Here is a 14,968-nt window from a genome sequence, read left to right on the forward strand (position 1 = left end):
TGATATAACGCTCAATTGAGGCCGAACTGCTCTTTGAGCTCCTTGAGGTAACGGCGGCTGACCGGCACGCGGGCCCCGCTGGGGGTGACTATCTCGGCCAACTGGTTGTCGAGCAGGGCTATCTCGAAGATGGCGGCGGGGTGGATCAAGTACTGGCGATGGCAGCGCAGCAGCGGGCTCTTCTCCTCCAGGGCCTTGAGGGTGAGCTGGGTATGGAGCAGCTCCCCCTGGCAGGCCACGTGCACCCCGCCCAGATCCGAGAAGGCGTACTCCACCTGGTCGATGGGCAGCAGCCGCACCCGGTTGTGCAGATAGCCGGGAATGTGGCGAATGGTTGGCGCCAGGGCGGCCACGGGCTGGGGGTGCATGTCCTGCTTGAGGCGTGCCAGCGTCTTGGCGAGGCGGGCAGGCTCCACCGGCTTGAGCAGGTAGTCGAAGGCGTTCTCCTCGAAGGCCTGGATGGCGTACTCGTCGAAGGCGGTGACAAACACGATGCGGGGCAGGGGGTCGAGCATGGCCACCAGCTCCATGCCGCTGAGTTTGGGCATCTGGATATCGAGGAACACCACGTCCGGTTTCAGGGCATTGATGAGGGTGAGGGCCTCCAGGGCATTGGCCGCCTGGCCCAGGATCTCGATGGCGGGATCCTGGCCGAGCAGCAGGGCCAGTTCGTCCCGGGCATAGGGTTCATCGTCGACGATCAGGGTGCGGATCATGCAGTCTCCTCGGCGCGGGGGCCTCGTCTGTCGCCTTGTTGGGGAAAAGGGGCTCTGGCGTCGGATCGGCCTGTCTCCTCGGCGCGGGGGCCTCGTCTGTCACCTTGTGGTGGAAAAGGGGTTCTGGCGTCGGCTCGGCCTGTCTCCTCGGCGCGGGGGCCTTGCCAGTCTCTTTGCGGGGGGAAAGGGGTCATGTGCTCTCCTTGGGCAGGGTGAAGGAGACCCGGGTCCAGTGGTCGGGCTCGCAGCGAATCTTGATGCCGTATTGGGGGCCAAAGGCGCTCTTGAGCCGCTTGTCGACGATGGAGAGGCCGAGCCCGTCGCCGTTCGCCCCCGGCTGCCAGCAGCCTGCGTTGTCCTCGACGCTGATGGTCACGCACCCCTGGTGCTCCTGGGCGATCAGCCGCAGCCGCCCCTGGCCGAGCAGGGTGGAGATGCCGTGCTTGATGGCATTCTCGATGAGGGGCTGCAGGGTGAAGCTCGGCAGGCGCAGCTGGGCCAGATGGGGCGGGATCTCGTTGATGACGGTCAGGCGGTCGCCAAAGCGGGCCAGCTCTATCTCCAGGTAGGATTGGCAGTGCTCCTGCTCCTCCTGCAGGGTGGCGAGTCCGCTCTGGCGCTTGAGGTTGTTGCGAAAAAAGCGCGACAGGTGCAGCAGCAGCTCCCGGGCCTTGTCCGGGTTGCTGCGGGTGATGGCGCTGATGGTATTGAGGGTGTTGAACAGGAAATGGGGGTTGATCTGGGCCTGTACCAGCTTGAGCTCGGATTGCATCAGCAGCCGCTGCTGCTGCTCTATCCGGCCGCTGAGCAGCTGCTGGGAGAGCAGGTTGGCGATCCCCTCCCCCAGGGTGTGATTGATCTTGAGAAACAGCCGGGTCTTGGGCTCGTAGAGCTTGATGGTGCCTATCACCCCCATGTCCCCCTGCAGGGGGATCACCAGCACGGAGCCCAATTCGCAGTGGGGGGAGATGCTGCAGCGATAGGGCTGGCTGTTGCCATCGGCAAACAGCACCCGGTTCTCGCTGATGGCCTGTTGGGTGAGACGGGAGGTGATGGGGGTGCCGGGCTTGTGGTGATCCTCCCCGGTGCCGATGAAGGCCAGGATCTTGTCGGTATCCGTAATGGCCACGGCGCCGACCCCGGTCTCCTCCTTGATGATGTGGGCAATTTTCTCGCTGGCATCGCTGGTGAAGCCCCGGCTCATGATGCCGACGGTGCGGTTGGCGATGGTGAGGGCCTTGGCCGAGAAGACCCGGGAGAACTTCTCATACATCTGCTGTTGATCGCGGATCATGCTGATGAAGAGCGCGGCGCCACAGGAGTTGGCCAGGATCATGGGGGTGGCGATGGTGCGCACCAGCAGCAGCGCCTTGTCGAAGGGGGTTGCCACCAGCAAGATGATGACCATCTGCATCACCTCGGCCACCAGAGTGACGAAGAAGGCGGTTCTGGGCTCGAACAGGGCATCCATCCGACCGGCCCGCATCAGGCGCCAGTGGACAAGACCGCCCAGCAGCCCCTCGCAGGTGGTGGAGATGGCGCAGGCCAGATCGGTAAAGCCCCCCAGGCTGTAGCGGTGCAGGCCGCCGGTCAGGCCGACCAGCAGGCCGACCAATGGGCCCCCCAGCAGACCCCCGAGCACGGCGCCCACCGCCCGGGTGTTGGCGATGGCATCATCGATATCCAATCCCACATAGGTGCCCAGGATGCAGAAGCCGGAGAAGAGCACATAAATGAGCACCTTGTGGGGCAGGCGCACCGAGAAGTGGGTCAGCGGCCGAAACAGCGGGGTCTTGGAGAAGAGATAGGCGATGACCAGAAAGACGCTCATCTGCTGCAACAGGGAGAGGATCAATTGCATAAAAAGTGTTCCTCATGGCGAGAGGTCCAAATGGTAACCATCGCTAGAAAACCGTGATCAGGATCTTGTTCTGCGGCCGCTCAGTCGGCACCCTGTTGAGTATTTTGCCAGAGAGTGGAAATAAAAACATATAAAATCAGTGAGTTAAATTGATATTTGTGTAAATGAGAAACAATTGGTATTCAAGTGGTGAGCATGAATGCATCCCGAGGATGCGCCACACGGAGGTGGCATGCTCCGCCTGGCCGCGAGGCTGGGCGTTTTTTATCCAGCTCCAATGGCGGACGATTCTGGAGGGGCTCGAGCAATTATTCAGGTTTGTCCAATGAGTTATCCCCAGCTTCTGGGGATAACTTAGAATGCAAAGTAATAACAGCAACGTCGCCCCAGATTGAAGAAGTGGCGCTGGGCCTCATCAAGCTCCTCCGGCTTGAGGGCGGCGGTGATGGTGCGCCCATCTTCGCGCAGATCGATGAGGCTGACCCCCTCGGTTCGCTGGCCCTTGATGAAAGGGAGGATCTTGGGGCTGAGGGGGCGGGTCGGCTCCGTGCTGATCACCAGGGCCAGGGCGCCGTCCGAGAGCTGTACCAGGGTGCCGGGGGGATAGACGCCGAGCAGCTTGATGAGCAGCTTGACCATGGATTGTTCGAACTTCTTCTGGGAGAGCTTGTAGAGCAGGCTGATGGCCTGATTGGGGGTGACCGGCTGGCTGGCGCCTCTGGGGTGCAGCAGTTCGTCGAAGTAGTCCACCAGACCGATGAGTCGCGCCAGCGGCGGTATCTCTCCTCCCTTGATCCCGAGCGGAAAGCCGCTGCCGTCGAGCCGTTCGTGGTGCAGGTGGGCCGCCTGACGGATCCTGGGCTCGAAGGCCTGCAGCTGATTGAGCATCTCCAGTCCGTACTGGGGGTGCATGTTGAGGTAGTTCTGCTCGGCCCGGGTCAGCTCGCCCCGTTTCTGGCTGATCTGGGAGGGGACCCTCAGCTCGCCGATGTCGTGGATGAGGCCGGCCAGGCCGACCTCTTCGACCACCAGGGGGGGCATCCCCAGCTCGCGGGCCATCAGCATGGCGATGAAGGCGACGTTGAGGCTATGTTGCAGCAGTATGTCGCTGTGGGGCGTGCGAATGAGGTGCAGGCCCAGGGGCCCCTCATGCTGTGCCAGGCGGGCGGCCAGGGTGCGCACCAACTGGGCCGTGTTGGCCAGCCCCTCGTCCGGTTTCAGGTTGAGGGCGCCGAGCGCCTCGCGCAGATCCGATATCGATTGGCCATAGGCCTTCTCGGCCGCCCGCAGGGAGCGGCGCCAGCGTTTCTCGTCGAAGCGGGTGTCAGTCGTGAGGGGAGCGGGGGGAGGGACATCCGGCGCCGTGACCACGGTTGGCTCCCCGTGCAGCAGGGGAGCCAGGGGCAGGTCGCTCTTGTCGGTGTCCACGGTGAGCAGGGCCAGATCCAGGTGACGAATGATGTCGAGCTGCTGCTGATCCTTGATCTTGAAGGCATTGAACAGAAAAGGGTGCTGCTGCCAGCCCACGGGCAGGTGCACATAGTGACCCACCCGCAGCTGCTCTATGGATGCTTCTATCAGCGCCATATGACGCACTCCCTCGCCAAAACCCTACTCACAAGCTAGCAAAATTAGAGAGATAGACAAACAAAAAGCCCGCGCATGAGCGCGGGCTTTTGGGTCACTGCGGCGGCTTATCAGGCCTTGGCTTTCTTCTTGCCGCCTTCGACCTTGGCCTCAACCTTGGCGACCACCTGGGCCTCCTCGCTGAAGGGACGGCCGTAGTAGGTGTCCATCAGGATGGCTTTGAGCTCGCTGATCAGCGGGTAGCGCGGGTTGGCGCCGGTGCACTGGTCATCGAAGGCTTCGATGGCCAGCTGGTCAACCTTGGCCAGGAAGTCGGCTTCGGTCACGCCTGCTTCGCGGATGGAGGCCGGGATCCCTAAGGTGGCCTTCAGCTCATCCAGCCAGGTCAGCAACTTCTCGATCTTGGCGGCGGTGCGGTCACCGGCGGCGGTCAGACCCAGATGGTCGGCCACTTCGGCATAACGACGGCGAGCCTGCGGACGGTCGTACTGGGAGAACGCGGTCTGCTTGGTCGGGTTGTCGTTCGCGTTGTAGCGGATGACGTTGCTGATCAGCAGGGCGTTGGCCAGGCCGTGCGGGATGTGGAACTCGGCACCCAGTTTGTGGGCCATGGAGTGACACACACCCAGGAAGGCGTTGGCGAACGCGATACCGGCGATGGTGGCGGCGTTGTGCACCTTCTCGCGGGCAACCGGGTCATTGGCACCGTTCTGGTAGCTGGAGGGCAGGTACTCTTTGAGCAGTTTCAGGGCTTGCAGCGCCTGACCGTCGGAGTACTCGTTGGCCAGCACGGAGACATAGGCTTCCATGGCGTGAGTCACGGCATCGATACCACCGAAGGCGCACAGGGATTTGGGCATGCCCATCACCAGGTTGGCATCGACGATGGCCATGTTCGGGGTCAGCTCGTAGTCGGCCAGCGGGTATTTCATGCCGGTGGCGTCGTCGGTCACGACCGCAAACGGGGTCACTTCAGAACCGGTACCGGACGTGGTGGTGATGCAGACCAGCTCAGCCTTCACGCCCATTTTCGGGAACTTGTAGATACGCTTGCGGATGTCCATGAAGCGCATGGCCAGATCTTCGAATGCGGTCTCCGGGTGCTCGTACATGACCCACATGATCTTGGCCGCATCCATGGGTGAACCACCGCCCAGTGCCAGGATAACGTCCGGCTTGAAGGAGTGGGCCATCTCGGCGCCCTTGCGTACCACGGACAGAGTCGGATCGGCTTCCACTTCGTAGAAGACTTCCACTTCCATCGAGAGGCCCTTGAGCAGACGAACCACTTCGTCGGCGTAGCCGTTGTTGAACAGGAAGCGGTCGGTCACGACCAGTGCGCGCTTTTTACCTTCCAGGTCGCCCAGGGCGATCGGCAGGGAACCACGACGGAAGTAGATGGATTTCGGAAGTTTGTGCCACAGCATATTTTCTGCCCGTTTTGCGACTGTCTTCTTGTTGATCAGGTGCTTGGGACCCACGTTTTCGGAGATGGAGTTACCACCCCAGGAGCCGCAACCCAGGGTCAGGGACGGGGCAATGGCGAAGTTGTACAGGTCACCGATACCACCCTGGGTGGTCGGGGTGTTGATCAGGATTCGGGCGGTCTTCATCTTGTCGCCGAAGTACTTGATGCGGTCGGCGTTGCGATCCTGGTCGGTGTACAGACCGGAGGTGTGGCCGATACCACCCAGGTTGACCATTTTGCAGGCCATCTCGACGGCTTCTTCGAAGTTCTTGGCACGGAACATCCCCAAGGTCGGGGAGAGCTTCTCGTGAGCGAACTCTTCCTCTTCACACACTTCCAGACCTTCACCGATGAGGATCTTGGTGGTGGCAGGCACGGTCACGCCGGACATTTCGGCGATCTTGGTGGCAGGCTGGCCCACGATGTTGGCGTTCATGGCGCCGTTGATCAGGATGACCTTGCGCACCTTGTCCGCTTCTTCCTTGGTCAGCACATAACCGTTGTGAGTGGCGAAACGCTCTTTCACCTGGTCATAGATGGCGTCAACCACGATGACGGCTTGCTCGGAGGCACAGACTACGCCGTTGTCGAAGGTCTTGGACATCAGGATGGAGGCGACGGCGCGCTTCACATCGGCAGTCTCGTCGATGACGACGGGGACGTTGCCCGCACCTACACCGATGGCGGGCTTGCCGGAGGAGTAAGCGGCTTTCACCATGCCCGGGCCACCGGTGGCCAGGATCAGGTTGATGTCGTTGTGCTTCATCAGGGCGTTGGAGAGCTCAACGGTCGGTTGATCAATCCAGCCGATGATGTCTTTCGGCGCACCGGCGGCGACGGCTGCATCCAGTACCAGCTTGGCGGCGGTATTGGTGGAGTTCTTGGCACGGGGGTGCGGGGAGAAGATGATGGCGTTGCGGGTCTTCAGGGAGATCAGGGACTTGAAGATCGCAGTGGAGGTCGGGTTGGTGGTCGGTACGATACCGCAGATGATGCCGACCGGCTCGGCGATGGTGATGGTGCCCATCTCGTCATCTTCACTGAGGATGCCGCAGGTCTTCTCTTCTTTGTATTTGTTGTAGATGTATTCGGAGGCGAAGTGGTTCTTGATGACCTTGTCTTCGATGATGCCCATACCGGACTCTTCCACGGCCATCTGGGCCAGGGGGATACGGGCATTGCTGGCGGCCAGGGCGGCGGCGCGGAAGATCTTGTCTACCTGCTCTTGCGAGAAGCTGGCGAATTCACGCTGTGCTTCTTTGACGCGGGCAACCAGTGCATCCAGTTCAGCCATATTGGTTACTGCCATGTTTATCTCCTGATGATTTTGAAAAACTGTTTAGTAAGACCTTGGCAATGCCCGGCAATTATAGACGCCGTGTCAAGGTTGACTTGACCCCTATGGGGTATTTACACGTCTTACTGAACTGCTTTCGGTATCGATTATGGGTCGTCTCCCGTCGACGAAGCTTGATCTGGATCATGTGTAACAAAAGAACAAAAGAAATTTTATTTCACAATACATGTTTTGAGCATGTTACGGGCTTGTGGGAAGGGGGAGTGCCGGGAGAGGAGGGGGCGTGAAGGTCATTCACGCCATTAAAATCAAGCAGTTAAAACGACAACATCCCAGTGGCCCTGCTGCTCGGTGGGTAGAATGGGGGCCGCATTGTGGTAGAAACGGCGATCGTCGAGCACCAGATACTCGCCGGTTGTTAATGCTTGTTGGAAAAAAGGTGGTTGCCTTAATCCATGATAGAGCTGAAGTTCTCCGCCGCTGACCCCCTGGCTGCCACAGAAGAAGACGCCGATGAAGTCGAAGCCATCCTGATGCACCCCCTCGGGGGCGGGTGGGGTCTCGCTGCCGGAGACGGCGCAGATCCGCATCTGATGCACCCCTATCTCGCGGCCATCCGCCAGGGCGGTGTGGCGCACGAAGGCGGCCAGCATGGCCTGGAAGGCGTCGTGCTCGGCGAAGCCGGGTACCAGATCGGCATAGGTGCGCGGCACATCCCCGAGAAACTTGTTGACGGCGGCGGCCTGGAAGAAGACACCGTTGTCGAGGCGGTGAAAGCCCTGGCCCTGTTTCTCGAAGCGGCCATAGCGGCGGCGGCGAAAATCGCCGTCGATATAGGGGTCGATCGGGAGTTGTCCGAAAAACCGCGTCAGGGCGGCAACCCGCTCCGCCGGCAGGGTATCGAGTTGCCAATCCAGCGTGACATCCGTATCTATCATTGCAAACTCCTCTTTTCGTGAGATGAAATATTGCCGCCAGGATCCATGGCGAGATAAAGTTCGAAAAGAGTTTACCAAAATGTTAATTCGCTACAATGTTTTTTAACAAACGTTTATGTCGAAATTTGATAACACATTAGAGGAACTAACTGGAGAGCCCGCTTCAGCCTGAAATTATTTGATTGGTGACCCTACTCGCGATGGGGTAAATTTACGCACAATTTATTACCCCCGGCCTTGTGGCCGCTCCTGTGTGGATGACATCCGTGGCTGACATCGATTTCTCGTTATATCTGAAGTTTTTCATTGGCCTGATCGCCATCATCAACCCGCTCGGTCTGCTGCCGGTCTTCGTCAGCCTGACCAATCACCAGACCCCGTCCGAGCGGATGAAGACCAATACCACGGCCAACATCGCCGTCATGGTGATCTTGCTGGTGGCCATGTACATGGGGCAGCTGATCCTCGATGGCTTCGGCATCTCGCTGGCGTCATTTCGTATCGCAGGGGGCTCGCTCATCACCCTGATCGCCTGGTCCATGCTGCAGGGCAAGCTGGGGGAGGTGAAACACAACAAGCAGGAGAAGGGGGAGCTGGCCGCCCGTGAATCCATTGCCGTGGTGCCGCTGGCGTTGCCGCTGATGGCGGGACCCGGCGCCATCTCCTCGGTCATCGTCTATGCCAGCCAGAGCCACTGGCAGCAGCTGCTCGGCATGTCCCTGGTGGTGGTCATCTTCTCTTTCTGCTCCTGGCTCATCTTCCGCGCCGCCCCCTTGCTGTTCAAGCTGATGGGCAATACCGGCATCAACGTGGTGACCCGGATCATGGGTCTCATCATGATGTCCCTTGGCATCGAGATCATGGTGGCGGGGATCAAGGGAGTCTTTCCCAGCCTGATGTGAGATGAGTCAGTTTTGTCGTAGCCGGTCCCTGTGACCGGCTTTTTATTGTTTCTTTTTCGTAAACCATTTCCTAGAATCGAGCGGCTTTTGTATATAAAAACACCGTTACAGCCTATTTAAATGCTGAATAATTCGCTGAAAGTTGTTTATTTAACCAAACTCGCACGTCTGCCCTGATGCTATCTATTGCATTATCAGAAATGACAGGGAATTATGCTGACTGCGTGCCTCGGCCCGCATGACGAACAAACGCATGGAATGTTCTTGTTGGAGTAATGGAAATGACTCATAAAAAAACAATGATTAATACCCTTTTATTGGCCGCGCTATTCGGTGGAGCCTCCCTGGTCCACGCCGCCGACGTCCCCGCCGGCACCCAGCTCGCCCCCGAGCAGGTCCTGGTCAAAGGCAATGGCTCCGAGCCCGCCACCCTGGACCCGCACAAGACCGAAGGAACGGTCGAATCCAATATTCAACGTGACCTGTTCGAAGGCCTGATAAGCTCGGGCCCCAAGGGTGAAGTGCTGCCCGGCGTCGCCGAATCCTGGGAGACCAAGGACAACAAGCACTTCGTCTTCCACCTGCGCAAGGATGCCAAGTGGTCCAACGGGGATCCCGTCACCGCCCATGACTTCGTCTTCGCCTTCCAGCGGGCGGTGGATCCCAAGACGGGTTCTCCCTACTCCTGGTACATGGAGATCCCGACCATAGTCAACGCCAGCGAGATCATCGCGGGCAAGCAGCCGGCCGATACCCTGGGGGTGAAGGCGGTCGATGATCACACCTTCGAGGTGCAGCTGGAAAAAGCGATCCCTTACTTCGTCAGCATGCTCTCCCACACCACCACCTATCCGGTCCCCAAGAAGGTGATCGAGCAGTTCGGTGACAAGTGGACCCAGCCCGGCAACATGGTCTCCAACGGTGCCTACCAGCTGAAGGACTGGGTGGTCAACGAGCGGGTCGATGTGGAGCGCAACCCCCACTACTGGAACGACGCCAAGACCGTCATCAACAAGGTGACCTATCTGCCGATCCAGTCCACCAACGCCGAGCTGAACCGCTATCTGGCCGGTGAGGTGGACATGACCTATCAGATGCCCATCGAACGCTTCAAACAGATGAAGAAAGAGAAGCCCGATGAGCTGAAGGTGACCGGTTATGTGGGCACCTACTACTACACCTTCAACACCAAGCGCAAACCCTATGACGATGCCCGGGTGCGTACCGCCCTCACCTATGCCATCGATCGCAACGTGATCGCCGACAAGGTGATGGGGCAGGGTCAGACCCCGAGCTATGCCCTGGTGCCGGACTTCGTGGACGGCTTCAAGCCGGTGGCGCCCGAGTGGTCCAAGCTGAGCCAGGCCGAGCTCGATGCCAAGGCCAAGGCCCTGCTGGCCGAGGCCGGTTATGGCCCGGGCAACCCGCTCAAGTTCGAGCTGCTCTACAACACAGACGACAACCACAAGAAGGTGGCCGTGGCCGTCGCCTCCATGTGGAAGAAGCTGGGCGTGCAGGTGAGCCTGGTGAACCAGGAGTGGAAGACCTACCTGGAAACCCTCAAGCAGGGGCAGTTCGATGTGGCCCGTCGCGGCTGGATTGCGGACTACAACGAAGCCTCTTCCATGCTGGATCTGATGCAGACCACCCACGGCAACAACGACGGCAAATACTCCAACCCGACGTTCGACAAGCTGATGGACGAGTCTCGGGATCAGGTCGACGATGCGTCCCGCAACAAGCTCTATGCCCAGGCCGAAGAGATCCTGGTCAAGGACATGCCCATCGCCCCCATCTATCAGTACGTGACGGCCCGCATGGTGAAACCTTATGTGGGTGGCTACCCGGCCAACCCGCTCGACAACCTCTACAGCAAAGACATGTACGTCGTTGCCCACTGAGTAACCCGACCAGTCGCATAACAAGCAGGCCCGCCACGGCGCGGGCCTTAATTAAAACCGCGACCCCTTGGAAGCAGTACAGGACAGGAAATGTCTATGTTGAAATTCATCCTCAAACGTCTGTTGGAAGCGATCCCGACCCTGCTGGTCCTGATCACCGTCTCCTTCTTCATGATGCGCTTCGCCCCCGGTAACCCCTTTACCAGCGAACGGGCATTGCCGCCGGAAGTGCTGGCGAACATAGAGGCGAAGTACGGCCTGGACAAACCCATCGGCACCCAATACCTCACCTACCTGGGCAACCTGGTTCAAGGTGACTTGGGGCCGTCGTTCAAATACAAGGATTTCTCGGTCAATGATCTGGTGAGTCAGGCGCTGCCGGTCTCCGCCAAGATAGGGGCCTTCGCCTTCCTGTTTGCGGTCTTGCTGGGGGTCACCTTCGGCACCATAGCGGCCCTCAAGCAGAACACCCTCATCGACTATCTGCTGATGTCGTCGGCCATGGCCGGGGTGGTGATCCCCGGCTTCGTGCTGGCGCCGCTACTGGTGCTCTTCTTCAGCATCTATCTCGGCTGGTTCCCGGCCGGTGGCTGGCAGGGGGGCGGGGTGCAGTTCATGGTGCTGCCGGTGTTTGGCATGATGATGTACTACATCTCCGCCATCTCCCGCATCATGCGCGGCAGCATGATAGAGACCATGAACTCCAACTTCATCCGCACCGCCCGTGCCAAGGGCCTGCCCCTGCGCCACATCATCCTGAAACACGCCCTGCGTCCGGCCATGCTGCCGGTGGTCTCCTACCTGGGTCCGGCGTTCGTGGGCATCATCACCGGTTCAGTGGTGATCGAGACCATCTTCGGTTTGCCGGGGATTGGCCAGCTGTTTGTCAACGGTGCGCTCAACCGTGATTACTCCATGGTGCTCGGCCTGACCATTCTGGTCGGGGCGCTGACCATCACCTTTAACGCCGTGGTCGATATCCTCTATGCCTTCATCGATCCCAAGATCCGTTACTAAGCCGGGAGTACATCATGGTTGTCACAACTGAGAAACGCGAAGCCGTGGAGGCGTTCGCGCAAAAAGTGGAAGTGGTGGAGGGGCGTTCCCTGTGGAAGGATGCCCGCCGCCGTTTCCTGCGCAACAGGGCCGCACTGGTGAGCCTCATCATTCTCACCCTCATCGGGCTGGCGGTGATCGTCGGGCCCCACCTGTCTCAATACACCTTCGACGATCCGGACTGGGGCGCCATGCAGGCGGCCCCTGACATGGAGACGGGTCACTGGTTTGGTACCGACAGCCTGGGTCGGGATCTGTTCGTGCGCACCCTCTTGGGGGGGCGCATCTCCCTCATGGTCGGCATCATGGGGGCCCTGGTGGCCGTCATCATCGGCACCCTGTATGGCGCCACCTCCGGCTTCATCGGCGGCCGGGTCGACAGCCTGATGATGCGCGTGCTGGAGATCCTCAACGCCTTCCCCTTCATGTTCTTCGTCATCATGCTGGTCACCTTCTTCGGCCGCAACCTGGCGCTCATCTTCATCGCCATCGGCGCGGTGAGCTGGCTCGACATGGCGCGGATCGTTCGCGGCCAGACCCTGAGCCTCAAGAGCAAGGAGTTCATCGAGGCGGCCCATGTGTGCGGCGTCTCCAAGTGGAAGATCATCACCCGCCACATAGTGCCCAACGTGCTCGGCATAGTGGCGGTCTACGCCACCCTGCTGGTGCCGGGCATGATCATGTTCGAATCCTTCCTGAGCTTCCTCGGCCTCGGGGTGCAAGAGCCCATGACCAGCTGGGGTGCCCTGCTGGATGAAGGCTCCAAGTCGATGGAGGTGGCCATCTGGCAACTTCTGTTCCCCGCCGGTTTCATGGTGGTGACCCTGTTTTGCTTCAACTTCCTCGGGGACGGCCTGCGTGATGCCCTCGATCCAAAGGATCGATAAGTCGGCAAAGGATCGGTAAGGCGCCAAAGGATCGATAAGACCCCAAGGGATCGATAAGACCTCAAGGGATCGATAAGACCTCAAGGGATCGATAAGACCTCAAGGGATCGATAAGACCTCAAGGGATCGATAAGACCTCAAGGAATCGATAAGACCTCAAAGGCGCCACAAGACCCATCCTCTGAGCGCGCGGCGCCAGCGGGCTGGGCAGGCAAGCATCACGAGCGATCGATAAGGAATTTTTCAATGAATTTACTGGATGTAAAAGATCTGCGGGTGGAGTTCAAGACCCCGGACGGCAACGTGGTGGCCGTGAACGACCTCAACTTCTCCCTGGCGGCAGGCGAGACCCTCGGCATCGTCGGCGAGTCCGGTTCGGGCAAGTCCCAGACCGCATTCGCCATCATGGGGCTGCTGGCCAAAAACGGCATCATCACAGGTTCGGCCCGGTTTCAGGGGGAGGAGATCCTCAATCTCCCCGAATCCAAGCTCAACAGGATCCGATCCGAGAAGATCGCCATGATCTTCCAGGACCCCATGACCTCGCTCAATCCCTACATGAAGGTGAAGGATCAGCTGATGGAAGTGCTGATGCTGCACAAGGGGGTGACCAAGGCGGCGGCGTTCGAGGAGTCGGTACGCATGCTGGACGCGGTCAAGATCCCCGAGTCGCGCCAGCGCATGAACATGTATCCCCACGAGTTCTCCGGCGGCATGCGCCAGCGGGTGATGATCGCCATGGCACTGCTGTGCCGGCCCCAGCTGCTCATCGCCGATGAGCCGACCACGGCCCTGGACGTGACGGTGCAGGCCCAGATCATGACCCTGATGAACGAGCTCAAGCGCGAATTCAACACCTCCATCATCATGATCACCCACGATCTGGGCGTGGTGGCCGGCATCTGCGACAAGGTGCTGGTGATGTATGCCGGGCGCACCATGGAGTACGGCCGGGTCAACGACATCTTCTATCGCCCGAGCCACCCCTATACCGAAGGCTTGCTGCGGGCCATTCCCCGCCTCGACACCGAGGGGGAGATATTGCCCACCATACCGGGCAACCCGCCCAACCTGCTGCGTCTGCCCAAAGGCTGCCCCTTCCAGGAGCGCTGCCACCGCGCGCACGAGCGCTGCGGCCAGGAGTCGCCGCGCTTGCTGCCCTTCAACGACGGCCGCACCCGTGCGTGCCACTGGGTGTCCGATGCCATGGTCAAGGGAGTGAACTAAATGGGTACTGACAAGAAACTGCTGCTGGAGGTGTCCGACCTCAAGGTCCACTTCAGCATCAAGAGCGACAAGGCCTGGCCCTGGGCCAAGCCCTCCACCCTCAAGGCGGTGGACGGCGTCACCCTGCGCCTCTACGAGGGGGAGACTCTCGGCGTGGTGGGGGAGTCCGGCTGCGGCAAGTCCACCTTCGCCCGGGCCCTGATCGGCCTGGTGCCGGCCACCGACGGCAAGGTGGTGTGGCTCGGCCAGGATCTGACCAAGCTCGAGCAGAACGCCCTGCGTGAAAAGCGCAAGGAGATCCAGATGATCTTCCAGGATCCCCTGGCCTCCTTGAATCCGCGCATGACCATAGGCGACATCATCGCCGAGCCCCTCATCACCTTCTACCCCAAGCTCCCCAAGGCGGAGGTGGAGAGCCGGGTGCGGGCCATGATGACCAAGGTGGGCCTGCTGCCCAACCTGGTGAACCGCTACCCCCACGAGTTTTCCGGTGGCCAGTGCCAGCGCATCGGCATCGCCCGGGCCCTGATCCTGGAACCCAAGATGATCATCTGCGACGAGCCGGTCTCGGCGCTGGATGTCTCCATCCAGGCCCAGGTGGTCAACCTGCTCAAGTCCATCCAGAAGGAGATGGGGTTGTCGCTCATCTTCATCGCCCACGACCTGTCCGTGGTGAAACACATCTCGGATCGGGTGCTGGTGATGTATCTGGGCAACGCGGTGGAGCTGGGCAAGGGCAAGGAGATCTACGCCAATCCCCTGCACCCCTACACCCGGGCCCTGATGTCGGCGGTGCCCATCCCGGATCCGGATCTCGAGCGCAGCAAGGTCATCCAGATCCTGGAGGGGGATCTGCCGTCCCCCATGAATCCGCCCTCCGGTTGCGTGTTTCGCACCCGCTGTCCGGTGGCGGGCCCGGAGTGCGCCAAGACCCGGCCCGTGCTTGAGGGCAACTTCGATCATGCCGTCTCCTGCCTGAAAGTGGATCCCCTCTGAGGTCAGGGCTCTGCCAGGGGCGCCCACCGGGCGCCCCTGTTTTTGCGCCTGAGTAAAGATGCGCCTTGGCGCCGCCGTGCGAGGCTGTTACCATCCGCCCCACAAGGGGAGTAACTTCTCGCCGGTCTGTCG

Annotated in this window: 11 protein-coding genes; 6 read left to right on the forward strand and 5 right to left on the reverse strand. The window is 60.3% G+C overall.

What is annotated here, in order from left to right:
- Positions 1-11: 11 nt before the first annotated feature.
- From btsR to ACW5W4_RS03460, 5 genes are all read right to left on the reverse strand, one after another.
- Positions 12-716, reverse strand: a complete 705-nt coding sequence (btsR, locus tag ACW5W4_RS03440) for a two-component system response regulator BtsR (protein ID WP_456688419.1) — start codon at positions 714-716, stop codon at positions 12-14.
- Between the two features lie 190 nt (positions 717-906).
- On the reverse strand, positions 907-2,577 hold the full coding sequence (locus ACW5W4_RS03445; protein ID WP_456688420.1) for a LytS/YhcK type 5TM receptor domain-containing protein: 1,671 nt from the start codon (positions 2,575-2,577) through the stop codon (positions 907-909).
- Between the two features lie 354 nt (positions 2,578-2,931).
- Positions 2,932-4,164, reverse strand: a complete 1,233-nt coding sequence (locus ACW5W4_RS03450; RefSeq protein ID WP_456688421.1) for an HD-GYP domain-containing protein — start codon at positions 4,162-4,164, stop codon at positions 2,932-2,934.
- A 110-nt stretch (positions 4,165-4,274) separates the two neighbouring features.
- Positions 4,275-6,941 (reverse strand): bifunctional acetaldehyde-CoA/alcohol dehydrogenase, encoded by a 2,667-nt coding sequence (gene adhE, locus ACW5W4_RS03455; protein WP_456688422.1) that lies wholly within the window; start codon positions 6,939-6,941, stop codon positions 4,275-4,277.
- 296 nt (positions 6,942-7,237) lie between these two features.
- Positions 7,238-7,867: a 2OG-Fe dioxygenase family protein gene (locus tag ACW5W4_RS03460; RefSeq protein WP_456688423.1), complete on the reverse strand. Its 630-nt coding sequence runs from the start codon at positions 7,865-7,867 to the stop codon at positions 7,238-7,240.
- A 266-nt stretch (positions 7,868-8,133) separates the two neighbouring features.
- Between ACW5W4_RS03460 and ACW5W4_RS03465 the strand changes: the two genes are divergently transcribed.
- The 6 genes from ACW5W4_RS03465 to oppF all read left to right on the forward strand — a co-directional run bounded on the left by ACW5W4_RS03465 (position 8,134) and on the right by oppF (position 14,836).
- Positions 8,134-8,769, forward strand: coding sequence for a YchE family NAAT transporter (locus ACW5W4_RS03465; protein ID WP_408796800.1), 636 nt, complete (start codon positions 8,134-8,136; stop codon positions 8,767-8,769).
- A 281-nt stretch (positions 8,770-9,050) separates the two neighbouring features.
- Positions 9,051-10,670 (forward strand): ABC transporter substrate-binding protein, encoded by a 1,620-nt coding sequence (locus tag ACW5W4_RS03470; RefSeq protein ID WP_456688424.1) that lies wholly within the window; start codon positions 9,051-9,053, stop codon positions 10,668-10,670.
- A gap of 96 nt (positions 10,671-10,766) precedes the next feature.
- Positions 10,767-11,687, forward strand: coding sequence for an oligopeptide ABC transporter permease OppB (gene oppB, locus ACW5W4_RS03475; protein ID WP_041994937.1), 921 nt, complete (start codon positions 10,767-10,769; stop codon positions 11,685-11,687).
- Between the two features lie 14 nt (positions 11,688-11,701).
- A complete protein-coding gene (gene oppC, locus ACW5W4_RS03480; protein WP_427262484.1) occupies positions 11,702-12,613 on the forward strand; it encodes an oligopeptide ABC transporter permease OppC in 912 nt (303 codons plus the stop codon).
- A 246-nt stretch (positions 12,614-12,859) separates the two neighbouring features.
- The gene (gene oppD / locus ACW5W4_RS03485) at positions 12,860-13,840 is read left to right on the forward strand and encodes an oligopeptide ABC transporter ATP-binding protein OppD (RefSeq protein WP_456688425.1); all 981 of its coding nucleotides are present in this window, start codon (positions 12,860-12,862) and stop codon (positions 13,838-13,840) included.
- Positions 13,841-14,836 (forward strand): murein tripeptide/oligopeptide ABC transporter ATP binding protein OppF, encoded by a 996-nt coding sequence (gene oppF, locus ACW5W4_RS03490; RefSeq protein ID WP_427262483.1) that lies wholly within the window; start codon positions 13,841-13,843, stop codon positions 14,834-14,836.
- Positions 14,837-14,968: the final 132 nt, after the last annotated feature.

This window comes from Aeromonas crassostreae (assembly GCF_054052445.1).